The organism is Streptomyces flaveolus (genome assembly GCF_044765825.1).
GTDB lineage: Bacteria > Actinomycetota > Actinomycetes > Streptomycetales > Streptomycetaceae > Streptomyces > Streptomyces flaveolus.
In genome coordinates this window covers 346,308-370,904 of record NZ_JBIWKU010000002.1, presented here as the reverse complement: position 1 = coordinate 370,904, position 24,597 = coordinate 346,308, and the positions used below count along the sequence as shown (strand labels likewise).

Below are 24,597 nucleotides of genomic sequence, written 5' to 3'. Positions count from 1 at the left end.
GGTCCGCTCAGGCCGCGGGGGAGACCGACGGCTGGTGGTACACGGCGTGCCAGACCTCGTTGCGGATCCGGGCGAACTCGGGGGACAGCCGCAACTCCTCGGTCCGCGGGTACGGCAGGTCCACCTCGACGACCCGGTGGACGCGCCCCGGGCGGGCGGCCATCACGACGACGCGGCGGGCCAGGTACACGGCCTCGTCGACGTCGTGCGTCACAAACATGACCGTCCTGCGTTCCCGGCTCCACGTGGCCAGCAGCTGATCCTGCAACTGCACCCGAGTCAGCGCGTCGAGCGCGCCGAACGGCTCGTCCATCAGCAGGACTTCGGGATCGACGGCGTAGGCACGGGCGATCGCGCACCGCTGCTTCATCCCGCCCGACAGCGTCTTCGGCAGCGCGTCGGCGAAGTCGGTCAGCCCGACCAGGTCGATCGCGTGGTCGGCACGCCGGTGTCGTTCCGCGGCGGACAGGGAGGCGAGCTTCAGCCCGAACTCGACGTTGCCCCGTACCGTGAGCCACGGGAAGAGGGCGTACTGCTGGAAGATCATTCCCCGGTCGGGTCCCGGCCGTTCGACCGCGACGCCGTCGACCAATACCTGTCCGGTGGTGGGCCGGACCAGCCCGGCTGCCATGTTCAGCAGCGTCGACTTGCCGCAGCCGGACGGGCCGACGACGGTGACGAACTCCCGGTCGGCGATGTCGAGGTCGACGCGGTCGAGCGCGGTGAACACGCCGTCCTTGAGCGGATAGGTCATGCCGGTGTCCCGGAAGGAGATCTTCGCCGTGTTCCCGGACGGGCCGGCGGCCTTCGTGGTGCGTGGGGTGCTCATCGCCGCTCCTGCCATGCCGTCAGATGCCGCTCCGCCATGAGGAGCAGCCGGTCCATCACCAGTCCGATCACCCCGATGGTGATCAGGCCGACGAAGATCGTCGGGAGGTCGTAGTAGGTCTGCGCGTGCATCATCTGGTAGCCGAGGCCCTTGTCGGCCGCGATGAGCTCGGCGGCCACCACGGTCCCCCAGGCCGCGCCGAGGCCGATGCGCATGCCGACCAGCAGGAAGGGCGTGGCGGCCGGGATCACCACCTTGAGGAAGATGACCCGGTCCGGGGCGCCGAGCACCCGCGCCGCGTTGATCAGCGTGCGGTCCACCCCGACGACCCCCTGGAAGGAGGCGACCACGCTGGACAGGAACGCCGCGAGGAAGATGACGAAGACCTTGGGCGTCTCACCGATGCCCATCAGTACGATGGCCAGCGGGATGATGGCGAGCGGCGGCACCGTCCGGAAGAACTGCACGTACGGTTCCATCAGGCCTCGGGCCAGCGGGTACCAGCCCATCAGGAAGCCCACCGGCACGGCGAGCAGGGTGCCGAGCGCGAAGCCCAGGAACACCCGGCGCAGACTGGCCAGCGCGTCCTCCGCGAGGGTGCCGTCCCCCGCCAGTTCCCAGGCGCGCGAGCCGACCGACAGCGGCCCGGGGACGTCCACCCAGTGCGCGGCGGCGACCACGGCCCACACGGCGACGCCGGCCACCAGGGCGGCCAGGTTCAGCAGGAGCGGGGGAAGCGCCCGGCGGCCTCGGCGGGACGGGGAGGGGGCGGAGGTCTTGTCGGGGGCGGTGATCACAGCCATGGCGGCCTCTGCGGGGGCGGGACGGTCATGTGTGCTCCAGGGAGGTGGGTTCGGGATAGCGCGCGAGCAGGGGCGACTCGTGCAGGACGAGGGCGATGCCGCCGAGCGCCGCGGCCGCCTCGCCGAGGGTCGCGGGTCGCAGCTCGGCGCGTGACCGCGAGATCGGCATCAGATGGGCGAACAGGGCCCGTTCCACGGCGTCGAAGAGCGCGGGGCCGGCCGCGGTGAGCTCGCCGCCGAGGACGGTCACCTCGGGGCCCAGTGCGTTGCACACCGCCGCGAGCACGGTGCCGACGCGCGTGCCGACCTCGTCCAGCACCCGGGCCGCGGCCGGGTCGTGGGGGAGCGCGGCAAGGAAGCCGGCCAGGTCCTTCGCGCCACCGTGGGCGCGCAGCACCGCACCGATGGACGCGACGGTCTCCAGGCAGCCGTCCTTGCCGCACGAACATCGGCGTCCGTCCGGCTCGGCCGTGATGTGGCCGAACTCGCCGGACAGCCCGTGGGAACCGCGGTGCAGCGCGCCCCCTACCACCAGGCCGCCGCCGACACCGTGCGACAGCCGCAGGTAGACCACGTCCTGGACGCCGGTCGCCGCACCCCAGGTGGCCTCGGCGAGCGCCGCGAGACGCGTGTTGTTGTCGACGAGGACGGGGACACCGAACCGCTTGCGCAACAGAACCGGCAGATCGGGGTCCACGGCCCCGGACTTCGGCCCCTCGGCATCCAACCGCGGGGCGTCGACGGGACCCACCACGCCCACGCCGACCCCGCTGAGCGCGCCCAGCCGCAGCGTCCCCCCGGCGAGCCCGCCGACCAGTCGCTCAGCCAGCTTGATCCGCCGCGGCCAGGGGAGGTCCGCGTCGTGGGCCTCCCCGGCCGAACCGATCACCTCGTGCGCGACGTTCACCGCCGCGACGTGCACGGCACGCCGGGCGAAGTCGATGCCGATGGCCTGCCCGGCGTCGGGATGCAGGCTGAGCCGCTCGACCGGCCTGCCGCGCCGCCGCTCGGTCGCCTCGGGCACGGCCGCGACGACGGCGCCGCCGTCCACCAGGGCGCCGACGATGTCGTACAGCGTCGTGCGGGACAGGCCGCTCAGCTTGCCCAAGTCGGCCCGGCTGAGCGGGCCGTGGGTGCGCAGCAGCCGCAGGATGAGTTCCTCGTGTCCCCGGCGCAACCGGGCCAAGGGCCCCTGGTGTTCGAGTGGCATGCCGTCAGGATGGAGACGACGCGCTATTACGTCAACAGCCCGGAATAAATCGAAGTCGATCGAGCGGCCGCCAAGGGACGGATAACGATGCAGGTCAGCTGCATTGACCGAAGTGCCGGAACCGGGGCGGAGCCTTCACGAAGCTGCAATGAACCGCCGCCCGGCGGCCCCCGGGCCACCCTGGTTGACCTGTCCGCCAACCCCTGTCAGGCGTCGCGCACGCACCGGAAGCCGAGGTTGCCGGTGCTGCTGTCCGGCGTGTTGGCGGTGCGTGCCGCGACCCGGTAGCGGTTGCAGTACGAGTGGTGGCACAGGTAGGAGCCTCCGCGCATGACGCGCGACGTGCCCCGCGCCGGTCCCTTAGGGTCGGTCCGGTGGCGCGCCGTGTGGTTCGTTCCCCACCGGTCCGCGCACCACTCCCACACGTTCCCGGCCACGTTGTACAGTCCGAACCCGTTGGGCTCGAAGGCGTCCACCGGAGCGGTGCCCCGGTATCCGTCCTCGGCCGTGTTCTTGGTGGGGAAGTGTCCCTGCCAGATGTTGCAGCGGTGCGTGCCGCCGGGCGTCAGCTCGTCGCCCCACGGGTAGCGGCGCTGCTCCAGGCCGCCCCGCGCGGCGTACTCCCACTCCGCCTCCGTGGGCAGCCGGGCGCCGGCCCAACGGCAATAGGCGAGCGCGTCGTTCCAGGAGACGTGGACGACCGGATGGTCGCCCCGGTCGTCCACCGTGCTGCCCGGCCCCTCGGGAGCGTGCCAGTACGCCCCTCCGACACCGCACCACCACGGCGTCCCCGGCGGCCGTGCCGCGCCGCGTCGCAGCGCGGCGGGCAGGAAACCGGCGAACACGTAGGACCAGCCGAACCGTTCCGCCTCGGTGACGTGTCCGGTCGCCTCGACGAAGCGGGCGAAGCGCGCATTGGTCACCGCGAAGGCATCGATGCGGAAGGGACGGACGGTGACTTGGCGCACCGGGCCCTCACCGTCCGCCGGGAAACCGTCGCGGTCGTCGGTGCCCATCAGGAACGTGCCGCCTTCCAGCAGCACGGTGCCCTCTGCGCCGCTCGCGTCGGCGTGCACAGCGGCGTAATCCGCGGACGTGGCGCTGGCGGACGGAGGGTGCGGTGAGGACAGCGGGGTGACGGTGGCGCGGGGTGCGGGGGCGCAGCAACTCCTGGGCTCCTCCGCCTCGGACACCGACATGCGACCTCCCCGGTCCCTGTGATCCATCTCCCCGAGGCTACGTCACCACCCGGTGCGGCCCGCCGGGTCGCCGACGACACACGATCTTCATAGTGCGAGTCCCCGCACACTCGACACCGGCCGTGACCTGCGCGGAAGCGATGGGAACCCGGGGCGGCCTGCGCTCCGGGCCACCCGGATTAATTGTCCGGAGTGTTGACGAAAATCGGCAGGGGTTCGCATGCTGCTTCCAGCCCCGCTGCCCTTCCCCGCAAGAACGCCATGGCGTTCCCGCACGCCGCGGACGGGGCGGCCTCCCCGTGCCCTCATGACCCTGTACACCAGCCCGTCAGGCGAAGGAGAACCCCGACCGATGTCCAGTACCGGGAAAAGGACGCATCTGCCCCGACGCTCGCTCCTGGCCGGCGCCACCGGCCTGGGAGTGGCCGCGGCGCTGCCCGCGAACACCGCTCAGGCGGCGCCCCTTGAGGCCGCACCGGCCGGTCACGGCCATGACGGGCGGTACCCGGCGAACTGGCCGGAGCCCGAGCCCTACGGCCTCGCCGACACCCGGCTGGACCTGTGGCCGCGGGAGGACAACTCCTTCGTCCTCCCCCTCGAACTGCGCCCCCGTGACCGCGAGCGCGGTGTCGTTTGGATGCGGGACACGTACGTCAACTGCTTCGTGGTCGACGGCCGTCCGACGTACGTCGCCACGGGCACCACCCGCGTGCCCGGACTGGAGGCGGCCGGACCGTGGAACGACGGCATCTTCGTCTGGCTCGCGCCCTCCCTCAAGGGCCCTTGGAGACTGGCCGACACCACCCGCGTCCGCCCGGACGCTGAGAAGGGCAAGGTGTGGTCACCCGAGTTCGTCGGTGAGAACCGCCCCGGGCGGACCGTCGTCGCCCCGTGGCAGGAGTACTGGTACGACGACCGGTTCGGCAAGCGCGGCCAGGCCTGGGCGCCGGAACTGCACCGCTTCCGCGGCAAGTGGTACATCGTCGCCTGCATGGGGGACCACTCCAAGAAGGTCGGCTCGTTCATGCTGGTCAGCGAGGGCGGTGTCGAGGGCCCGTACCGGCTGGTCGAGGGCAACCTGGACAAGCCGTTCGGCGACTCGTTCATCGGCGGGCCGAACTTCATCGAACCCGGTGCCTACCACCACATCGACGGCGGCCTCTACTCCGAGGGCGACGACGCCTGGCTCGTCCTGCACAACAACCTGTACGCGAAGTTCCGGGACGACATGGAGGACATCACCACCACGACCAACCTGCCGCAGTTCCGGCAGACGCCGTACACGCCCGAGCCGTACCTCGAAGGCGCCTACGTCTTCAAGCACGCGGGCAAGTACTTCCTCGTCCACGCGGCCTGGGACCGGACGTCCGTCAACGCCGACGGCAGCGTCCGCCAGGCTTACGACACGGCCGCCGCGGGCCGTGTGCAGTACCAGTACGACGCGATCGTGGCCGTCTCGGACAGCTTCGAGGGCCCCTATTCCCGGCGGTGGACCGCAGGTGTCGGCGCCGGGCACAACAACATCTTCACGGATCACACGGGCGACCTGTGGGCCACGTTCTTCCGCAACCCGGCCGCCGGCCACTGGTCCGCGCCGACCCGCCTGGACGACGCCGCGGTCCCCGGCGTCGTACGAATGGAATGGACCGGCCTGAAGGGCAACCGCCTCTACGTGCAGCGCCGCAACGGCAACCACTCCGCCGCCTGACCGTCACCGGATGCCGGGCCTCGGCCCACAGCTTGACCCGAGTGTCCGTTTGGGCAGGGGGCCAAGCCTCCGCATGAATGACGCCGCCGGCCGGGGAGCCGAGAACGAGTTCCTTCTTCTTCGTGCCCACGCCGATCACCGGCCGGCCGGCGCTCATGTGCCCTCTGGCTGCTCGTTGATGTAGCGGAAATGGGCGTCGCGGTCCGGGTGCTGCCTGCCCTCGAGGATCTTGGCGCCGGCCTGGAGGCTGAAGCCCTCCCCACGCAGCAGGTCTCCGACCGTGTCCGCGCTCACCCGGTGCCCCTGACGGGTGAGCGCGGCCGCCAGGCTTCTGGTCGGCTTCACCGTCCGGCGCAGCGGCGACATCGGATCGCCCCGTACGTCGGGTTGCACCAAGGCCAACAGCGCGGGCCGCAGACCCGGATCAAGAATTGCGGCTCTCTTCCGGCCACCACCGGACGTGCGGACCGGCCCAGGCGTTCCCCGCCGGCCCCCAGCTCGTCCACGCCCTTGCGGTCCGTCGTCTCGCTGACCTGCGCCGCCCGCGCGACCACCCGGCTACCGCCCTGGCTCAGGGACCGGGCTTCGGCCCGCTCGTCGCCCAGGAGATGATCCGGCGTGCGGTGCGCGCCTTTCCCTACGGTTCCGCGCCCGGCGTGGCCAAGCTGCTGGACAGCGTCCGTAACCTCATCCGAAGGCGGAGTCAGACCAGCTCGCGCAGCGCATCGCCAATGGCCTTCACCCCGTCGGCGATGACTCCTGGTGGGCTGGCCGCGTAGCCGAGGACGAGGCCGGGGCGGCCGGGGAGCTGCCGGTGCCACGACAACGGCTGGCACTTCACGCCCCGGGTGAGGGCAGCGGCGGCGAGTGCGGTGTCCGCTACCTCCGGCACATACGTGACGGTCAGATGCAGGCCGGCCGCCGCGCCGTGCACGACCGCACCCGGCAGGTGCTCGGCGATGGCGTCGATCATCGCGTCGCGGCGCCGCCGGTGACGGCCGCGCAGCAGCTGCAGATGCCGCTCCAGGTCGCCGGAGTGCATCAGCCGGGCGAGCACCAGCTGCGGCAGAACGGCATTGCCCAGGTCGGTGAACCGTTTCGCGTCCGTCAGCGCTTCGCGGTAGCGGGGCGGCGGTACCACCCAACCGATCCGCAGCGCGGGCGCGAGCAGCTTGGACACGCTGCCCATGTAGCACACCTGGTCGGCCAGCAACGCGCGCAGCGCGGGCACCGGCGGTCGGTCGTAGCGGTGCTCCGCGTCGTAGTCGTCCTCCATGATCAGCCCGCCGTCTTTCGCCCAGAGCAGCAACTCGCGGCGCCGCTCGCCGCTCGTCACCACGCCGGTGGGGAATTGGAGCTCGTAACACGATCATGTGCGGGTCTTCTTGAGGCGTCTTGCCCAGCGAACGGCCAGACGCTTGAGGTGGTGCAGCAGCGAGAAGGTCCGCTCGACGACGTGGCGGAGCGTGCCCAGGGCCGCGATGTTCGGGGCGCCCTTGCGGGAGGATGAGTTCGCCTTCGGGGTCGCGCCACACCGCGTCCTGCCTCGGTGCCAATGCCTCCGCAGATCAGCCTCGACACCGCCCGCGAGGTGAGGCCCTGGCGGAGACTGCCGTCGAGAGGGTCCTCGGCAAGTCAGGGCCTGGTGTCATCGGACCCACCGCCGTGTTCCGCCGTGCTATCTGACGACCGTCCTGATGGGCTGGGGTGAGGGGAGGATGCTCTCCAGGCCGTCCTGGCGGGCATGCTTGCGGGGTTCACTCTGCGAGGCCCCCGGCACCCGGCCGCGTTGGGCCGGATAACAGGTGGACGCAGCGCTGCGTGGGTAAGTTGACCTCATTTGCGGTGCTTGCCGTGGCGTGGCCGGGGGTTGGTGCTGCGGGTGAAGGCGCAGGCAAGGCCGAGGCATTGAAGGACGGCGCAGACGGTGATCACGCTGTGGATGTCTTCCGGGTTGACGAGTGCCATGAGGATGCCGGCGAGGGGGTAGGGCAGGAGCAGGATCAGCACGGTCACGGACAGGGTGCTGCCGAACACTTCGGCGGGGATGAGGTGGGATCGAAGGGTGCGCAGTACGACGGTCAGGACACTGTCGCCGGCCATGAAGACGGCGGTCAGGATCAGATAGGTGGGGTAGGAGTTGGCGTGCGCGATGAGGAAGCACGGCACGATGGTCACCAGAGCGGCACAGCGGCCCACCCTCGTCAGTCCCCACCGGTCGATCGTGACGCGGCAGGTGGTGACCGCAAGCAGCGAGGCGGCTGCCGCGCAGGACCACACCAGACCGACCGAGGCGCTGGACTGGTCGAGTTGCTTCATCACGATCACCGGGGTTGCCGCTTCCAGAAGACCGAGTGCCAGGTTGGACAGTGCCAGCCCCGCCACCAGCCATGCGAGCCTCGGCAGCGCGCGCAGGGTGGACCAGCCGGTCCGCCACCCCCGTGCCCCGGGCCCGGTTGCTTGCGGTGCCGGCGAGGGCGCGTGAGGTGTGCGCGGGGCGATGGCGGCCGTGAGCATCGATAAGCCGCTGATCACGGCGAGCATGCCGCTGGAGCCGCCCTGCTGCAGCAGGAGGCCGCCTGCCGCGGGACCGGCCAGAGCGGCTGTCTGGTCGATGCCCAGCAGGACCGACTGGACGCGGTGTGCCGTGCCGTCGGCGTCCCGGCTGGCGACCGCGCCCATGCTCTCGGCCGCGATGTAGCTGAACTGGGTCAGGCACCCCGCGCACGCCGCCAGGAGCATCACCAGGCTCGAGGCCGTTTTGTCGTCTGTCATGGCCAAGGTGGGCGCCGCAAGTCCCGCGACCAGCGCCCGGGCCGTGGCGGCCAGCCGGAAAACCCGTGCGGGTCCGAAACGGTCGACGGCCATGCCGGCCAGACTGAACGTGCACAGCCGGGGCGCCCACGCCAGCATGAAGGCGATCCCGGTCAGCGACGAGGAGTTCGTCGTGCCCAGCACCAGCAAAGGGATGCCGTAGGTGGCCATGGAGGCCGCGGCCGCATCCGCGAGGCGAGGCAGATACACACCTCGTACCCGGCCATGGGTCACCGTGCGGGCATGCCGGGGCGGAGCGGACCGGACTTTCGTAGGTATCAAGGAGATGTGCTTTTTCTGTGAGCGGTAGCGGCGGTCAGCGATCGACAAACAGGAAGAGGCGCAAGTCATGACAAAGGGACTTTTCTTGGCGAACCCCTTCCTGTGAGAGCTGGGCAGGCCACTTTCCGGACCGTGGTCAGACAGGCGGACCCGCTCCCCGGCAGGGAGCGGGCGCCCGACGCCGGGCAGCCCACAACGGACGCGTGGGCGCTGCGACGTGACACCGATGATCAACCGGCTCACCTTTAAGAGCGTGATCAACTTGCTAAATGTTACGCCGGGTAAACCGAGGTCACGTATACCGAGGCGAGTACCAGGGGATCCCAGTCCGCAGTAGACCGGACCGCGCGGTTGGTGGCAGCGAAGGCCGTCGACCGAGTCCGCGACAAGTTCGGGCCCGATGTCACCGGATCTGCCTTCCGCGTGCTTCGTGGCCACGGTCCTGATATGCGGGCATCCGCTCCGGCACCACAGTCAGGCCGTCATCCGGCGATCTGGAGGGCGTCGTGGAGCTCGGGCCCCGCGCTACCGCCCTCCGCCATAAAGGAGGCCAGGAGATACGCGACGGTGGGGGCGCCGGCGACCACGGTGAGGGAGGCCTCCTCTTCCCGTCCCGTCGCGGCCATCGTCTCGGCGGCCTGCTCGGCGCGGCGGACCAGGTCCTGGGCGATGGGCAGGAAGCGGCGGCCGGAGGCGCTCGGCGTCACGGAGCGGCATCTCCGTGGTGCAGTTCCTGTGACAGCCCTACGCTGCCCTGATTTCCGAGCGAGTGGGGGAGACTCGGTGCATGGTGGGCTCGCTGCTCGTCAACGTCGTCGTCGCTGTTCCGATGTTCCTGATGATCAGCACGGCGCGGCAGGGAAAGCTGCAGGCGGCGTCGAGGTTGCTGGTGAAGTTCGTGCCCCTCAGGCCCGGCCAGCCGTCGGAGAGCTTCTTGGTGCCGTAGCCGATGTCCTCGCTGCGGCAGTCGTAGCGGACGTACTGATCGCCTTGGCACAGGTAGACGTCGGTAGCGCTGCCCGGAGCGAGGCAGGCGGCGTCGAGGTTTGCGGGTGAAAGAGGAGCCGAGCAGCCCGGTCCAGCCGGTGGCGAGGAACTGGAAGCTTCCCTCCGGAGGAGACCCCGGAGCGGTGTCGCCCGTGTACTTCACGTGCAGAGCGAAGTGGCCCATCCCCGAGGATCGCGCATTGAACTGCAAGGTCATGCGCCGGCCTTCGGTGTAGTAGAGCGCCTTCAGGTCCGACCGGTTGAGGGCGAAGCCGCGGGTGCCCGACGGTCACACCACCCCTCTCGCGATCGGCCCGGAAGGGTTCACCACCATCACTCGCCCACCGACCGCATGCACCTCGCCGCGACCGGGGCGTCCTCCCGCCGGGCCTTCCCGTGGCAGCCCGCGCTCACCTTCACTGGCGAGCAAGGGGCGTGTCCACGGTGTGCGCCCTCGGCTCCTGGGTACGCGACGGAAACGCAAGACCCCCACTGAAACGGCGAGCACACTGAGAGAACCCCACATGGTTGTCCCGCTGAGCAAGCAAACGACAGATGGTCCGGACCAGGAAACCCCGCTGTGCTACGGCGCGACCTGGGATGATGGCGCGGCGCAGGCTGCGGATGCCCGCCGGTCCGTACGCGCCCTCCTCGCCCACGCCCCCAGAAATGGCCACACCGTGGTGTCGCCGGCTCTGGCCATGGACGCCGAGCTGGCCGCCAGCGAATTGGTCACCAACGCGATCCGGCATGCTCCGGGCGCCTGCGGGATGCTCCTGCGGATGTCCACGCAAGAGCTGACGATCACCGTGTGGGACAGCTCAACCGAGCAGCCGGCGCCGAAGAGGGCCGATCCACACCGCATCGGCGGCCACGGACTGCACCTGGTCCAGACCGTCAGTAAGAAGGTCGTCGTTGCTCTGCGCGCCACAGGAAAACTGATCACCGCTCACCTGCCCATGGCACCGCCAAGCACCGGCAGCCCTCTGCTCCCCTCCACCGTCCCGCACTGAACCTGGCAGCCGCTTCGCCCTGGCAGGACCCCGCCCGGTTGAGCGGCGCGGCCATGACAGTGAGTCCCGCAACGGGCAGTATCAGGTCTCGGACCCCAGACAACCGCGCTGGAGTCTCCCTCGGCGCGGCAGAGGGGCTGATGCCGCGGACGGCTTTGAAGCACCGTGGGGGGAACGAGTAACTGCCACAGCCGTCCGGAATGTGCCCACCGTCAGATCTGGCAGTCCCGAAACCAACCTTCTACGTCAAGCCCGGCATCGTGCGGGGCGTTGTCGTATGGCGGTCGTGCTCCCGCGTTGCGCTCCGTTGCGACGAGGTTCGACAAGCGCGGCTACGTCTACCTCGGCACCGTCACCGCAGCCGCATTCGTCATCTGGCTCCGTTCGTGATCGCCAGGACACTGCCTGGCGGCCGTATCCGCCGCAGTAAGAGCCTCTGCTGATTCGGTCAGGCCGCCTACCGGCGTTGCAACGTCGCCGAGCGCTCATGATCTAGCAAGCAGCGGCCTCTTCCACCGTTTCCCTCACCTTCAGGATGGTGTCGACTGCGGTGAGCTGCAGAAGCCGCCGTACTTGCTGCGCGGGTGCGGCCACGCGGAAGTCGGCTGCCTGGTGGGTGAGGATCAGGAGATTGAGCAGCGCCGAGTCCGCGAAGGTGATGCCGGAGGCGTCCAGGACCACCTTCGGATGCTGCTTGGCCGCAGTGTCCAGCGCGTCCGCCAGCGGCGTGACTGTGGACATGTCGTAGGAGCCCCGCGCGCTGATCACCCAGGCGCCGCGCTGTTCGTACTGGACCACCGTGGCCTCGTGCAGGACCTGCAGCCGACTCGCGTCGGCGCTCTCCGGGCGTCTTGCTACCGCTTCGTCCACAGACACCTCGGGTCCCTCCCTGGCTGTCCCGACTGGATGACGTCATCTGTTGCGCGAAAAGTATGTCATGCATTTGGTGTCATGCAAAGGCGGTCCCCTTAGAATGCTGTGCATGGTTGAAGCGCCTGGATCTCACACCGGATGGACATTCGTCACCAACCACGCGCGTGTGCTGGCAGCCATCGCCGACAATCCGAACATCCGGATCCGCGACATCGCCGCCCACTGTCGCCTCACCGAGCGCGCCGTCCAGCGGATCATCTCCGACCTCGAGCGGGACGGATACCTCTCCCACATCCGCGACGGCCGCACCAACACGTACCGCATCCAGCCGGACAAGGTGCTGCGTCACCCGGCGGAAGCGGGCCTGACCGTGGCCGCGTTGCTCTCTCTCCTCGTGCAGGACGAGAGCGATCGCGTACGGGAGCCCGACAGCCATGCGTCCCGCCTGACCGGTGTCGGCACATAAGGCCGAAATTTGATACGCCGTCCCTCTGCCGACGATCGCTCCGACGCCGCTTCCTCGTGTCGTGGCCGCGCCCTGGCCCCGAGCCGGCGGGCCCGCAAAGGAGGAGCGGTTCAGGCGGCGTCGGGGGCTCCCTGGTGGGCGCTGAGCGCGTCGGCGGTGCTCGGGTAATGGGGCAGGAGGCTGTCCACTCCGGTGAGGGTGAGCATGCGCATCAGCCGGTCGGGGACGGTGGCCAAGGCCAGGGAGCCGCCCGCTTCCTGGGTGCCGTGCCAGATGCCGATCAGTGCGCTGAGGCCGGCGGAGTCACAGAAGCCCACACCCGACAGGTCCAGGATCAAGTGGTGGTGGCCCTGTTCGATCAGCTCCAGCGCGCGGGTACGCAAGCCGGGTGCGGTATGCAGATCGATCTCGCCGGTGACGGTGGCGACCGCTGCGGGACCGGGGGCGGCGGTCAGGGTCAGCTCGAGGTCGTCGGTCATGGCGGTCAGTGCTCCTCGCCGGCGGGCGCGGCGGTGGTGTGGGCGGTGAATCCGGCCCCCGTCGCGGCGGCGGCCTGGTCGGGAGTGGGAACCGACAGAGCCAGCAGGGCGACGTCGTCACTCGCGCCCTCGGGCAGGGCGTCCAGCAGATCGACGGTGTCCTGGACCAACTGCGCCGCCCCACACGAGGCGGTACGAGCGGTGAGGAAGGCCGTCAGGCCCTCGTCACCGAGCATGGTGTCGGTGCCGGTGTGTGCCTCGGTCAGGCCGTCGGTGTACAGGAGCAGGGCCTGGCCTGGGGCGAGGTGGAGGGTGGTGGAGGCGAAGTGGGCGCCGGGGAAGGCCCCGATGAGCATGCCGCCCTTGGGATGGACCGCTTCCACCCGCGTGTGCGTGGCGGGCCCGGCTTCGGGCGGGGCGGGGCTGAGGTGGTAGGCCGGGGGGTGCCCACCGGTGGCCAGCTCCACGGTGAAGCCACCCGCCACATCAGGGGTGAGGGTGGCGAAGAAAGCAGTGCAGAACCGGCTGCCCGCCCATACATCGGCCAGCAGGGCACTGTTCAGGGCCTCGAGTACCGCGACGGGGTCGCCCGTGTGCTGGGCGGAGGCCCGCAGGGTGTAGCGGGCCAGGGAGGTGATGGTGGCCGCCTCGGCGCCCTTGCCGCATACGTCCCCCAGGAACAATCCCCATTTCCCGGCGGACAGGGGGAAGACGTCGTAGAAGTCGCCGCCCACGTCGTGCACGGACGCGGTGTGGTAGTGACAGGCCAGCTCCAGGCCGGGCACCGTCGGCAGCGCCGGCGGCAGCAGAGTGCGCTGCAAGGTGGAGGCGAAGGAGGCGATCGCCGCCTTGTCCCTCTCCGCCTGCTCCCGGGCCGCCCGCTCAGCCTCGGCGGACTGCTGCTCCTGGCGCACGGTGCACAGCGCGGACAGGCGCAGCTCCATCTCGTCCATCACGATCGCCGCCAGATCGGTCAGCGTGGCAGTCTGTTCGGAGGTGATGGAGCGGGGCTTGGTGTCCAGGACGTTGACCGTGCCCAGCTTGTGCCCGTCCGTCGTGGTGATCGGCGCGGCGGCGTAGAACCGCACGCCGAGCGGCCCGGTGACCAGCGGGTTGCCGCAGGCGACGTCGTCGAGCAGAGTGTCGGGAATCACCAGCGCGTCGTCCCGCAGGACCGCGGAGCCGCACAGGCCCGGGTCTCGGCCGATCTCGCTGACCCCGTCCAGGCCGTGCGCGGCCTTGAACCAGATCCTGTCCTCGTCCACGATCGTCACCGTCGCCACGGGGACGTCGAACAGGCGGGCTGCCAGCGCAGCCACCCGGTCGAACGCGCCGTCGGGCGGGGTGTCGAGGATGTCGTAGCGGCGCACCGCCTCCATCCGGCCGACCTCGACGACCTCGTCGGGCACCAGATGCAGGCGCTTGTCAGTAGCGCCGTCCTCGGATGCCGAAGCCTGCTCGGGCATCGGCCTTCCACCTCCTTGACCTCCCGCAGCCACCGGGCGCGGCGCGGGCCAGCGGGAAGCTTAAGCGTAACCAGCGTGCGAAGGCCATCGGGTGGCACCTCACAGGATCACCACCGATGCCGACGCGCAGTGCTGCCCGGTGAAATCCGGCGACGGCACGGGGCTGGACTGCGCTCCCCCTCATCCGCCCCATGTGCCGGCACCGAACGGGCGACCGGGGCTGCGCCTGCCCTCCGTGGATGACCTTTCCAGGCCGAGTGGTGAGGGTCAGAGCCGCACGCATGTGATTCTGATGAACGACCCCAGCCGTGGCGGCCCGGAGCGCCGATCCCGGCGCCGGTCGCCCCAGAGGCCCCGAGCGTGGACATCCGCGTCGGTTACGCGCGCTGCTCGACCCTTGGCCAGGAACTCGACAGCCGGCTGAGAAATCAGCCGGGGGGCGTAGGGCTCGGAGGTGGCGCGGGGCGTCGGGCAGGCTGACCTACCGCGCCGCCACGGCGCTACTTGAGCATATGGGCTGCCTCCACCCGCTGGAGATGGATGACGACGTCGTGCGTCTGCGCGAGCCGGATCTGCGGGGCGTCCGCGATCCCGGGGTAGGTGGCGCCGATGTTCTTGACGGTGTGCGGTGCGGCGAGCCAAGCGCGGGCCGCCGCCGGAGTGTCGCGCAGGTCGACCAGGAAGTCGCGGTACCGCACCCGGTCGAGGGTGTGCTCGGCGGTGCCGGGCGCGGCCGGGCCCACGGCGAAGCGGTGGACGCCGCCGTCCTGGCCGAGGGCGTTGAACGAGCCCCGGCCGAAGGTGAGGCCGACACTTAGGTAGCCGCGGCCCAACTGCTCGCGGAGGAAGTCGCCCTGCACCTGCGGATGGCTGCTGGGGGCGTAGGTCTTGAGGGCGACGTGGCTGTTGTGGGCGCCGAGCACGATCTTGTCGCCGGTCTGCCGCTGCCACCAGACGACGTTCTCCGCCATGACGCGATCCCGGTAGCGCATGGCGTCGGGGATGGCCTGAGGGTCGTCCCAGTCAAAGGCGTACAGCGTGGTCATCTGGTGGATCGCGGTGGCGTGCTGGACGGCCCAGGCGTACGCGTCGGCGTCGGCGCCCTTGCCGGGCCGCTGCCTCAGCAGGTCCATCGCCCGGCCGGTCCGCTCGGCGAGCTGCTTGCGCTCGGCCAGTGGCTTGGCCAGGTATTCGTCGACGTACGTGTCGGCGTCGGTGGTGGGCCGCAGGCCCCGGTACAGCTCGGTGAGCCGCGAGGTGAGTTCGGGGCGGGCCTCGGCGGCGTAGGCACTCACCTTGTCGTACAGCTCGGCACCGGCGAACCCGTTGTCGTCGCCGACGAAGCGGACCGGGTCCTTGGGGTGCTTGACGTTGTAGGCGCGCATCCACTGGAGCAGATCGCGGTACTCGGCGTTGTTCCAGAACTGGTAGGTGCCCTGGAACTCCTCGTCCATGATCTGCTTCAGGTCGCCCTCACCGCGCAGGAGGTAGGCGTCGAGGCGCAGCCCGGTGCTCCACGGGGCTTCGAGGGCGAAGGCCCTGAAGCCCTTCTCCTCGACCAGATACCGGAAGACCCGGTGCTTGACGGTGAAGAACTCGTGCGAGCTGTGGGTGGCCTCGCCCAGGCCCACCACCCGGGCGTCGCCGACCATCCTGCCGAACGGGCGGAGGTCGGCCAGGTCGCCGCGGGGCTCGGTGGTGCGCAGCGGGTGGGCCACCCGGCCGAGGGCCGCCTCGGGGGAGCGGAAAGCGGCGGCCGCGGCCTCCCTCGGACCGACGGGCGCGGCGGTGGAGGAGGCCGGTACGGCGACGGGGGCCGACGGGGTGGCGGCGAGGGCGGCCGGGGCGACGGCCAGGGTGGCACCGAGCGGGACAAGGAGGGCGGCGAGCAGGGCCTTGTGCGTTTTCATGGGCCTTACTCTCGCCGCACGGAAACGCACCGGACCATCCACTGAGCCCCCCGATCGGCCCGGGGGTTAGCTGCACCTGTCGATGGGGGACGGAGGCCCTGGTCCCGGGTCGAACTTCGTTGAGACCGGCCGTACTTCGGTGAGACGGGACAGTGGGCGATCGGAGACGCTATGGAGCCCACCGACGTGGTCGGCATCCACCCCACGCGCCTGGACCCGGCCCCGGCTCCTCCCGCCCGCGCCGTCGCCTTCCCGGATGCCGGGCCGCGCTGGGGCGACCTGTGCCGGGACCACGGCATGGCGGCACGGCGGCGCTCCCGCCTCCCGGCGACACCGGACGGCATCGGCGAGGACCTGTGGGCGGCAGCCCGCGAGGCAGGCCTACCAGGGGCGGCGCGCCTGGCCTTCTCAAGGTGACCGCCCCTGTACCGCCCCCAGCGAGCCGGATGCCTCCGCACGGATCTGCCCTGGCGACCAGATCGGCCCGTGCGCCGCATGCCACCGCCCTACCCACAAGTACGGGCGCGGGGCTCGCTCGCCGCTGTGCGAGTGCTGCGAGGCCAAGGCCGTCGAACGTTGGGGCAGGAAGCTCCACGCCGACTGATCCGGTGCGAGCCACCGGCGACGGTGGAAGGCATCCGTCATGACCTGGACGCTGCCGGAGCCCGTACTCACCAATCTCATGCCCGGCCCCGACCTGCCTGCGCGGCGGAATCGAGGTGGGACGGCTACCGCGCCCAGCTCGCCCGCCGGACGGGCGGCAGGGTGCTGCTGCACTCGCGGCAGGCACGGACATGACGGCCGCGTTCCCGGAGATCCGATCCGCCGCCCTTGCGTAGCTGCCCGACTACACCGGCCTCGACGGCGAGCTGGTGGTCCGGGAGGCCGGCCGCCTGGCCTTCGAGCGGCTCCAACAGCGCTGGCCCGCCGCCGCGGCCGCGAACGCTGGACCACCCCCGCCGGCGGGATCGGGTCCGAATATTGGGCAGCGCGACGGGATGACCCGCAGGGCCAGGCGTGTCGGCTCATCACCCAGGTTCCTCGCGGTCAGGCTCGGCGGGCGTGCGACGAGAGGCGGTCGGCGAGCGCGATCACGAGGCCGCGCAGTTCATCAGGGCGCTCGATGACGAACGGCCGGTCGAGTGAGGCGAGTACTGCGGGCAACCAGTCGAGCCGCTGCGCCCGCAGTTCGACGCGCAGCCAGCGCTCGGCCGCCCGGTCCTCGCCGGCCGGGATCTCGTGCTCCTCCAGGCTCGCGATGCCGGCGGGGAGGTGGGCGCGGATCTGCTCAACTGTCCCGTGGATCCGCAAGGTCACCTCATGCTGGTACTCGGCCGTGGCGAGTCCTGACAACACGCGCTGTGCCGGACCGGGACCCACGGGCGCTTCGAACGAACCCGGCAGGGTCCTCGCGTCTGCGATGCGATCGAGCCGGAAGGTTCGGTCCTCGCCGACCTGGGCGTCCGTGCCCGTGACGTACCACCGGCCCGCATGGGCGACGATCCCGTACGCGTGCAGTGTGCGTTCGCTGCGCCGTCCGTCGCGGTCGGTGTAGCGGATCGAGACCGGCCGCCGGTGACGCACCGCATCGGCGATGGTGAGCAGGAGCCCGGCGTCGGGGCGATCCAGCTCGCCGGGCTGATCCGTGAAGGCGAGAGCTTCCAGGAGAGTGTCGAGCCGACGGGCGATGTGCTTGGGCAGCACCCGCCGGATCTTCGCCGACGCCGTCTCGTTTGCCGTGCGCTCCGTCGTCGTCAGCCCCGCCCGGCGGCCGGCGACCAGGCCGAGCAGCACGGCCAGCGCCTCGTCGTCGCTGAGCATGAGCGGAGGCAAGCGGTACCCGGCAGCCAGCCGGTACCCGCCGTAGCGGCCGCGCACCGACTCCACGGGCACGTCCAGGTCGATCAACTGGTCCACATAACGCCGCACCGTGCGCCCTTGGACGCCGAGCCGGTCGGCGAGCTCGGCCACAGTCCGGGTGCCGCCCGACTGCAGAAGCTCCAGGAGTGTCAGCACGCGGCCGGTGGGTCGGGGCATGTTCGCAGCCTAACGCGAATACAGGACCGATTCTGTCCTCTATTTCTCCTAGCCTGCGACGTGCACGCCTCCAGCACAGCCAAGGAGATTCCCATGGACTTCGTCTCGATCCGCATCATCACCAGCGACGTCGCACGCCTCGTCGACTTCTACGAGCGAGCCACAGGGACGCGGGCGACGTGGGCCACCGAGGACTTCGCCGAACTGAAGACCGCGGGCGCCACCCTCGCGATCGCCGGCACCCGCACCGTCCCGCTGTTCGCCCCGGGATCCGCCCGCCCGGCGGACAACCACAGCGTGATCACCGAGTTCCTCGTCGACGACGTGGACCGCGTTCACCAGAACCTGACCGGCTTCGTCACCGACTTCGTCAACGAGCCCACCACGATGCCCTGGGGCAACCGGTCCCTGCTGTTCCGCGACCCCGACGGCAACCTCGTCAACTTCTTCACCCCCGTCACCCCGGAGGCCACCGAAAAGTTCACACGCTGACGCCACGTCGGGTCCAACATCGGGCGATCAGGCAACGCCGGCCCTGCGCTGAGTGGGGCGTTGCGATCGTAGGACTCTTCGCCCTGCAGGTTGGTCATCCCAGGACGCGAGCGGACACACAAGCCTTGACCCTCGTCCAGGTGCTGCCTCGGGCCTACGCGGCACGCGGCAACCAGGCGACTACCTCCCCGCTTGCCTTCCCGCACACCGGGCCGACCTGGGTCGACCTGTGCTGGAACCACGGAATGCGATCCGGCGGACGCTACCGTCTGCGGTGACGCTGGGTGCGTTGTCGCCTACCTACGGCTGACCAGGGATGCCGGCCTGCCGGGCGCTGCCCAGCTACCAGCTCGCGATACGCGTGCGGCCCGGTCCTTTGACCGGGCCGCTGTCGTCGACCTGGCTGTCGGTGCCTCCCCAGGCGGTTCCTCGTCGGCAGCAGGGGCCAAGTACGCCCACTGCAACGCCGGCAGTGGGGCCCCGGCCCGGGAACGCAGGTCCGGCGGTCTCACGCTTCTTCGCGGTGCATGAGGTGGCCGTCGGTCAGCCGCCAGTAGTGCTGGTGGTCAGTCAATTGCCAGGTCTCGTCCGCAGCGATCGCCTGCGTCATCCATTCGTGGAGTTGCGGGAGGGCCTGCGCTCGGAGAACAGCGCGGGTGGCTGCCCGTTCAGTGGCATCTACGGGGTGGACGTCTATGCGGAAGCCGACCATGTCCGGATGGATGCCGCGGCCGTAGTTGCGGGGGTTCGGAGCGATCCACGCTGTTCCCAGGACGATGGTCCCGCTGTCACGTCCGGTGAGGAATGCCAGGTCCGTGACTCGGGCCATGTATGGGCCGAGGCACTCGTTGATGTCGGTGGTGGTCAGTGGCCAGGCACGGTGCCGGGGCAGTCTTCGATTTCGTGCGGACACGGCAAGCAGAATGGCAGAAGGTCACTGTCGGCTCTCGGGTATTTGTTCGGCGGTCTGCTCCAGCAACGCCCGTGCGGAGTCCGCGTAGCGCGCGAGGATGAGCCGGGTCGCCGGGGTGGTGGCCGCCGCGACGGAGCGATCGACCTGCCCGGGGATGAGCGGTTGCAGCACGGCGTACTCGTACTGCCCGACCTTGATCCGGCTGGTCGGGTTGCGGAAGATCAGCCCGTTTCGCTTGGCCCAGGCCAACAGTGAGCGTAGGGAGACGAGTTGGCCGTGGCGCTGGTGGCCGTGCAGCGTCTTGACGTAGTGAGCGCCGTGGGCAGTCCCGCGGTCCTTGGAGCGGCCGTCGTCGGCGTCCACCGGGGGGCGCACGGACGCCCATGCCTGCGGATCGTCACTCGCGTCGATGCCGGCTCACGCTGCCGGCGCCGTTCCGGGCGGTGCGGACGCCGATGTACTGCTGATCCGATGCGGCGAGCGGCGCACGGCGAGTACCGCCAAGTCGTCCTGCTGCGCTCCCTCGGCGAAGGCGTGGACATCGTCGACGAGTGCATGGGTGAGCTGGCCCGCGGTGATGTCGACGCGGCCGGCGAGGCGTGCCTCAAGAGGATAGAAGGTGCCTGTGGGGGAGCGGGCCTCGGTGAGACCGTCGGTGCACAGCAGCAGCGTCGCCCCGGCGGGGAACGGGAACCAGGACACCGTGCGCGGCTCGTCGACGAGGTCTGCCAGGCCGAGCGGCGCATGCTCTGTCCCTCCGCCCACGGCAGTGACGGCTCCCTCGTGCAGCAAGTAAGGCGGGATGTGGCCGCACGTGATGAGCTGGGTCTCGGTACCGGCGTCCACCCCCAAGACGACGGCGGTGACGAACCGTTCGGGCTCTCCGCGCTGTTCCGCGTATCCGTTGTGGCGGACCACCGCTGCCTCGAGCGAGTCCACGAGCGCGGTCACCGTCGGGGCGGCGAGTCCCTTTCCCTGGACGTCGCCGATCAGCACCCGGGTGCCCCAGGGCGTGGCCGCCACGTCGTAGATGTCGCCCCCGACGAGTTTGTCCTGCTGCACCGGCTCGTACACGCCGTCCACGAGTACGTCGTCGGTGAGCAGCGGCAGCGGACGCAGGATCTGGCGCTGCATCGCGGCAGCGGTCGACCGTAGACGTACCAGTGCCTCCTCGCGTGTGATGCGCAGCCAGGACCCGTAGACGGCCAGTGCGCCGAAGCCGAGGGCGAACAGGGCCAGGATCACCCGGTCGGTGAGCCGCTCTTCGGACAGAGCCACCGGCACGATGACGAGGACGCTCACCCAGGCGGAGACCAGCGCCGTCTGGCGCGGTGTGCACAGCGCGGCGGCGAATGCGGGGAGAAACACCAGCAGCCCCAGCAGGAGCACGGCGGTGCCGGTCGCGGCCCCCAGAGCGAGCGTGACCACCGTGGCCGCGACCGTCACCAGCACGACAGCACGCGTCGGGGGTGTGCGGATCGTGGTGCCGTCGTCCCGTTCCGCACGGCCCTCCACAGGGACCGGCGCCGCACGCAACGGACCAGCCATACGAGCATCCTCCAGTGGCGGTGTGATCGGACGATGCGAATGCCACGTGCCGCGACACACGGGCGGCCTCGGTCATCCAATCTGCTGGAAATAGCGAACGGCGGGAGGCTGGCCGCACCCGTGCCGGAGTGCCTCCGCTCGGGTGATCATTTGGAGGTCCACTGCGGGGCGTTCCACGCCGACCAGCATCTGGCCCTGCAGGCCGGGGCGGGCACCGGCAAGACCACCACACTCGCCGAACTCGCCCGCATCACCCGGCGCCGCGGCCGCTACCTCGCCCACAACCGGGGTCGAAGCGCTCGATCGCGATCGCTCTCGGTACTGGGTCCGCTACTACCGTCTGGGAGCTGTGCACGGCGTTCAACGACGTCGTCAGCACCCCGCCGGCCACCATCGACGCCGACCCGCGGCCTGGACGTTGCCGGTGGCCACACCAAGATTGACCGGGCGGCCGAGTCGCTGGGGTGGAGGCTGAAGCCGTCCCTCGAGGACGGCATCCGCTCCGCCTTGGCCTGGATCCCGGTGCGCGACGAACTGCTGAAGGGCTGACGCCCCCTTCCCGCCCTCACCCCTCCCGGGCGCTGGGGCCCGGCAGGAAGCCGGCTTCGAGGGCGAACAGGTGCTGCAGGGCGGGAGCGAGCCACGCGGTGTCCCACCGGTGCTCTGCCGATGCCTTCCGGTAGGCGCCGCGCAGTGCTTGTGCGTGGCGGCGCAGGTTCTGCCACACGTCGTACCCGTCGAGCCGTGCTGCCGGCGACCTCCACGAGCCGCGGGGGAGGCGGCCGGTCGCTGAGCAGTGAGGCATTCCACACGCTGGCGACGGCGAAAAGGTCGGGGTGCCGGGTCAGCAGGTTGAGGGCGGCGAAGCTTCCTTTGCTGAATCCGGCTGCGAGTGCGGTCAGGACGGACGGCATGGGTGAGCATGGCCAGGGTGATGTGCCGATACCAGCCGGGATAGCGGCGGACCTCGTATTCGTCCAGCCCGCATTCGTTCTTCGCGGCTTGGAAGCACTCCTGGATCGCCCAACGGGAGCCGACCACCCGCGTCACCGGCCCGCCTTCGCTCGCCTGGTGGCACACGGAGACCGAACGGTTCGCCGCGCGGCGGCAGGGGTGACGGGAGGTCAGATCGCCCTCGTCCGCACCATTGACGCGGTCATGCCTCCCCCGCATCATGGGAGCGCTCCCACGAATGTCGCACCGAAGGCACCCCACCGACCACTCACACCGGGCGTCCTGCCGACCGACGCGGCGCTCGCCCGAGGAGGACACGTCATGCCGCTCGCACACCTCCCCGCCACCGGCCGGTTGAGCCGACCGCCTCGCAGAGCCGGAAGAACCGCTGGCAGACGCCCCGCCGCCACGCTCGCCTGCGCCCTGGCCACGGTCGCCGCCCTTGCCGCCGCTTCCCCGGCGCCCGCCGAGACCAGCCGGACCGCCGCGGACCCGGCCGCCACGGTGACGGCCGCCGACGAGGCGTCGACCGTCAAGGTCTCCGTCAACGCGGGGGTGGGGCTCGGCACCATCGACAAGGCGGCGTTCGGCGTCAACCACGCGCTCTGGGACTCGCACATGAACGACCCCGAGGTGACCGGGCTGCTGGGCGAGGCGGGCGTCGGCGCGATGCGCTACCCGGGCGGCTCCTACGGCGACATCTACCACTGGAAGGACCACACCGCCCCCGGCGGTTACGTGGCGCCCGGCACTACCTTCGACGAGTTCATGGGCAGCGTCCGCGCCTCCGGATCCCAGTCGATGATCATCGCCAACTACGGCACCGGCACCCCGCAGGAGGCCGCCGACTGGGTCCGGTACGCCAACGTCACCCGCGGTTACGGGGCGAAGTACTGGGAGATCGGCAACGAGATCTACGGCAACGGCCACTACGGCAGCGGCTGGGAGGCCGACGACCACCCGGACAAGAGCCCGCGCGAGTACGCCCGCAACGTCCTCGCCTACGCCGAGGCGATGAAGGCGGTCGACCCGACGATCAAGATCGGCGCCGTGCTGACCACCCCAGGCGACTGGCCGGACGGCATCACCGGCCCGGGTGACTCAGCCGACTGGAACCACACCGTTCTGTCCGCGGTCGCCGGCACGATCGACTTCGCCATCGTGCACTCCTACCCGGGCGGCGCCACCGCCGACGAAGCCCTGGACCGAACCGCCCGGCTGCCCGGACAACTCCGCGAGGTCCGCCGGCAGATCGACCGGTACGCCGGGGAACGCTCGTCGAAGATCGGCATCGCGCTCACCGAGGTCAACTCCAACGTCCAGATGAACAGCCGCCCCAACGGCCTGTTCGCCGCGGACACCTACATGACGGCGCTGGAGAACGGCGTCTTCAACGTCGACTGGTGGAACGTCCACAACGGGCCCACCAAGGTGGAGACGGTGGACGGCGACACCGACTTCAACGACTTCGGCCTGCTCTCCAGCGGCGGCTGCGTCGGCGACGTCTGCGAGCCGACCGTGAACACGCCGTTCCACCCGTACTTCGGCATCAAGTCGCTGACCAAGCTGGGCCGTCCCGGCGACACGATGGTCGCCTCCTCCACCGACAGCGACCAGGTCTCCGCGCACGCCGTGCACCGGGCCGACGGCACGCTGAGCGTGATGCTGATCAACAAGGACCCGCTGAACTCCCGCACCGCGGACATCAGATACGCCGGATACACGCCCACTACCCAGGCACCGGTCGTGCACCGTTACGGCCGCGGCGACACCGATGTCACCCGGGTGGCCGCCACCGCCGGGGGCGACCAGGTGCTGCCGCCGTACTCGATCACCACGATCACCGTCGCCCCGCACGCCGCCGATGCCTCGGTCGGCGCGCCCGGCGCACCGAAGACCACCGCAGTAGGCAGCTCGACCGCCACGGTGAGCTGGACGGCCCCCGCGAAGGGCAAGGCGGTGCGTTACGAGGTGTACGAACGCCTCGGCACCAACGCCCAGTTGCTGGCCACCTCAACCTCCACCTCGGCGGTGCTGCACAACCTGCCGCCGGGCTCCGAGCACACGGTCAACGTCCTCGCCCGGGACGCCGACGGCCGCCTCTCGCGCCCCTCCGAGCCGCTGACCTTCGCCACCACGGCTCCGCGCGACAGCAGCTGCCTGGTCAACTACCGGGTGGACAGCGGCTGGGCCAGCGGATTCGTCGCCACTGTCACGGTCTCCAACATCGGCGACGCCCCGATCAGCGGCTGGACCCTGGACTTCACCTGGCCCTCCATCGGCCAGTCCGTGCAAAGCTCCTGGAACGCGAACGTCACCGGCTCGGGCACGCGCGTCCATGTGACCGACAACGGTGCCAACGCTGAGCTGGCCCCGCGCGGCGGCTCCACCGCCACCTTCGGCTTCGTCGGAACCAACGACGGCGCCAACCCCACCCCGACGACATTCACCCTCAACGGCACGGTCTGCCGCACCTCCTGACCCCCGCCCGCGGGGCGGGGCCCCCCCCCCCGGGGGGGGGGGGGCGCGGGCCCCGCCCGGGGGGGGGGGCCGAAACCCCCCCTGGGGGCGGGGGTCGGGCTGAATGGGTTGGTGTCGCGGCGATCGGACAGGT

The 24,597-nt window shown here is 70.5% G+C and carries 21 protein-coding genes and 3 pseudogenes; 7 read left to right on the top strand and 17 right to left on the bottom strand.

Annotation, left to right across the window (positions count from 1 at the left end; all coding sequences use genetic code 11):
* Nucleotides 1–7 precede the first annotated feature (7 nt).
* From ACIRG6_RS06930 to ACIRG6_RS06915, 4 genes are all read right to left on the bottom strand, one after another.
* Nucleotides 8–829 (bottom strand): ABC transporter ATP-binding protein, encoded by an 822-nt coding sequence (locus ACIRG6_RS06930; protein WP_403321310.1) that lies wholly within the window; start codon nucleotides 827–829, stop codon nucleotides 8–10.
* Nucleotides 826–1,632, bottom strand: a complete 807-nt coding sequence (locus ACIRG6_RS06925) for an ABC transporter permease (RefSeq protein ID WP_403321308.1) — start codon at nucleotides 1,630–1,632, stop codon at nucleotides 826–828. Before ACIRG6_RS06925 ends, ACIRG6_RS06930 begins: the two co-directional genes overlap by 4 nt.
* A gap of 25 nt (nucleotides 1,633–1,657) precedes the next feature.
* Entirely contained in the window at nucleotides 1,658–2,842 is a 1,185-nt protein-coding gene (locus ACIRG6_RS06920; protein ID WP_403321306.1) for an ROK family transcriptional regulator, read from the bottom strand.
* A gap of 206 nt (nucleotides 2,843–3,048) precedes the next feature.
* Nucleotides 3,049–4,041, bottom strand: coding sequence for a formylglycine-generating enzyme family protein (locus ACIRG6_RS06915; protein ID WP_403321305.1), 993 nt, complete (start codon nucleotides 4,039–4,041; stop codon nucleotides 3,049–3,051).
* A 352-nt stretch (nucleotides 4,042–4,393) separates the two neighbouring features.
* On the opposite strand from ACIRG6_RS06915, the gene ACIRG6_RS06910 reads away from it, so the two are divergent.
* Nucleotides 4,394–5,749, top strand: a complete 1,356-nt coding sequence (locus tag ACIRG6_RS06910) for a family 43 glycosylhydrolase (protein WP_403321302.1) — start codon at nucleotides 4,394–4,396, stop codon at nucleotides 5,747–5,749.
* A 34-nt stretch (nucleotides 5,750–5,783) separates the two neighbouring features.
* Here ACIRG6_RS06910 and ACIRG6_RS06905 read toward each other — a convergent pair.
* From ACIRG6_RS06905 to ACIRG6_RS06890, 4 genes and pseudogenes are all read right to left on the bottom strand, one after another.
* Nucleotides 5,784–6,339: pseudogene (locus tag ACIRG6_RS06905) on the bottom strand (ISAzo13-like element transposase-related protein); the annotation flags it as partial.
* A gap of 113 nt (nucleotides 6,340–6,452) precedes the next feature.
* A pseudogene (locus ACIRG6_RS06900) lies at nucleotides 6,453–7,103 on the bottom strand (aminotransferase class I/II-fold pyridoxal phosphate-dependent enzyme); the annotation flags it as partial.
* A gap of 482 nt (nucleotides 7,104–7,585) precedes the next feature.
* On the bottom strand, nucleotides 7,586–8,797 hold the full coding sequence (locus ACIRG6_RS06895; protein WP_364825752.1) for an MFS transporter: 1,212 nt from the start codon (nucleotides 8,795–8,797) through the stop codon (nucleotides 7,586–7,588).
* A gap of 530 nt (nucleotides 8,798–9,327) precedes the next feature.
* Nucleotides 9,328–9,552 (bottom strand): hypothetical protein, encoded by a 225-nt coding sequence (locus ACIRG6_RS06890; protein WP_403321300.1) that lies wholly within the window; start codon nucleotides 9,550–9,552, stop codon nucleotides 9,328–9,330.
* An 80-nt stretch (nucleotides 9,553–9,632) separates the two neighbouring features.
* Between ACIRG6_RS06890 and ACIRG6_RS06885 the strand changes: the two genes are divergently transcribed.
* Together ACIRG6_RS06885 and ACIRG6_RS06880 are read left to right on the top strand one after the other, a co-directional pair.
* Entirely contained in the window at nucleotides 9,633–9,791 is a 159-nt protein-coding gene (locus ACIRG6_RS06885; protein ID WP_403321298.1) for a hypothetical protein, read from the top strand.
* Between the two features lie 565 nt (nucleotides 9,792–10,356).
* Entirely contained in the window at nucleotides 10,357–10,845 is a 489-nt protein-coding gene (locus tag ACIRG6_RS06880; RefSeq protein WP_403321295.1) for an ATP-binding protein, read from the top strand.
* Nucleotides 10,846–11,337: 492 nt separating this feature from the next.
* Here the strand turns inward: ACIRG6_RS06880 and ACIRG6_RS06875 are convergent, their stop codons facing one another.
* Nucleotides 11,338–11,721 carry an STAS domain-containing protein gene (locus ACIRG6_RS06875; RefSeq protein ID WP_364686216.1) on the bottom strand — a complete coding sequence of 128 codons (384 nt, stop codon included), beginning with the start codon at nucleotides 11,719–11,721 and terminating at the stop codon, nucleotides 11,338–11,340.
* Between the two features lie 106 nt (nucleotides 11,722–11,827).
* Between ACIRG6_RS06875 and ACIRG6_RS06870 the strand changes: the two genes are divergently transcribed.
* On the top strand, nucleotides 11,828–12,184 hold the full coding sequence (locus tag ACIRG6_RS06870) for a helix-turn-helix transcriptional regulator (protein WP_364686219.1): 357 nt from the start codon (nucleotides 11,828–11,830) through the stop codon (nucleotides 12,182–12,184).
* A gap of 110 nt (nucleotides 12,185–12,294) precedes the next feature.
* On the opposite strand, the gene ACIRG6_RS06865 is transcribed toward ACIRG6_RS06870, so the two are convergent.
* The 3 genes from ACIRG6_RS06865 to ACIRG6_RS06855 all read right to left on the bottom strand — a co-directional run bounded on the left by ACIRG6_RS06865 (nucleotide 12,295) and on the right by ACIRG6_RS06855 (nucleotide 16,039).
* Complete coding sequence (locus tag ACIRG6_RS06865) at nucleotides 12,295–12,663, bottom strand: STAS domain-containing protein (RefSeq protein ID WP_364686222.1); 369 nt, start codon at nucleotides 12,661–12,663, stop codon at nucleotides 12,295–12,297.
* A gap of 5 nt (nucleotides 12,664–12,668) precedes the next feature.
* Nucleotides 12,669–14,129 (bottom strand): PP2C family protein-serine/threonine phosphatase, encoded by a 1,461-nt coding sequence (locus ACIRG6_RS06860; RefSeq protein WP_403321292.1) that lies wholly within the window; start codon nucleotides 14,127–14,129, stop codon nucleotides 12,669–12,671.
* A gap of 500 nt (nucleotides 14,130–14,629) precedes the next feature.
* Nucleotides 14,630–16,039, bottom strand: coding sequence for an erythromycin esterase family protein (locus ACIRG6_RS06855; RefSeq protein WP_364825741.1), 1,410 nt, complete (start codon nucleotides 16,037–16,039; stop codon nucleotides 14,630–14,632).
* Between the two features lie 171 nt (nucleotides 16,040–16,210).
* On the opposite strand from ACIRG6_RS06855, the gene ACIRG6_RS06850 reads away from it, so the two are divergent.
* Complete coding sequence (locus ACIRG6_RS06850) at nucleotides 16,211–16,456, top strand: hypothetical protein (protein WP_364825738.1); 246 nt, start codon at nucleotides 16,211–16,213, stop codon at nucleotides 16,454–16,456.
* Nucleotides 16,457–17,086: 630 nt separating this feature from the next.
* Here the strand turns inward: ACIRG6_RS06850 and ACIRG6_RS06845 are convergent.
* The gene (locus tag ACIRG6_RS06845) at nucleotides 17,087–18,076 is read right to left on the bottom strand and encodes a helix-turn-helix transcriptional regulator (protein ID WP_403321290.1); all 990 of its coding nucleotides are present in this window, start codon (nucleotides 18,074–18,076) and stop codon (nucleotides 17,087–17,089) included.
* 93 nt (nucleotides 18,077–18,169) lie between these two features.
* On the opposite strand from ACIRG6_RS06845, the gene ACIRG6_RS06840 reads away from it, so the two are divergent.
* The gene (locus ACIRG6_RS06840; RefSeq protein WP_364825734.1) at nucleotides 18,170–18,568 is read left to right on the top strand and encodes a VOC family protein; all 399 of its coding nucleotides are present in this window, start codon (nucleotides 18,170–18,172) and stop codon (nucleotides 18,566–18,568) included.
* A gap of 508 nt (nucleotides 18,569–19,076) precedes the next feature.
* On the opposite strand, the gene ACIRG6_RS06835 is transcribed toward ACIRG6_RS06840, so the two are convergent.
* From ACIRG6_RS06835 to ACIRG6_RS06820, 4 genes and pseudogenes are all read right to left on the bottom strand, one after another.
* On the bottom strand, nucleotides 19,077–19,481 hold the full coding sequence (locus ACIRG6_RS06835) for a hypothetical protein (RefSeq protein ID WP_403321288.1): 405 nt from the start codon (nucleotides 19,479–19,481) through the stop codon (nucleotides 19,077–19,079).
* A gap of 21 nt (nucleotides 19,482–19,502) precedes the next feature.
* Nucleotides 19,503–19,856 (bottom strand): hypothetical protein, encoded by a 354-nt coding sequence (locus ACIRG6_RS06830; protein WP_403321285.1) that lies wholly within the window; start codon nucleotides 19,854–19,856, stop codon nucleotides 19,503–19,505.
* 42 nt (nucleotides 19,857–19,898) lie between these two features.
* Nucleotides 19,899–21,029: a PP2C family serine/threonine-protein phosphatase gene (locus tag ACIRG6_RS06825; RefSeq protein ID WP_403321282.1), complete on the bottom strand. Its 1,131-nt coding sequence runs from the start codon at nucleotides 21,027–21,029 to the stop codon at nucleotides 19,899–19,901.
* Between the two features lie 909 nt (nucleotides 21,030–21,938).
* Nucleotides 21,939–22,073 (bottom strand): annotated as a pseudogene (locus ACIRG6_RS06820) (IS701 family transposase); the annotation flags it as partial.
* Between the two features lie 231 nt (nucleotides 22,074–22,304).
* On the opposite strand from ACIRG6_RS06820, the gene ACIRG6_RS06815 reads away from it, so the two are divergent.
* On the top strand, nucleotides 22,305–24,464 hold the full coding sequence (locus tag ACIRG6_RS06815) for a cellulose binding domain-containing protein (RefSeq protein WP_403321280.1): 2,160 nt from the start codon (nucleotides 22,305–22,307) through the stop codon (nucleotides 24,462–24,464).
* Nucleotides 24,465–24,597: the final 133 nt, after the last annotated feature.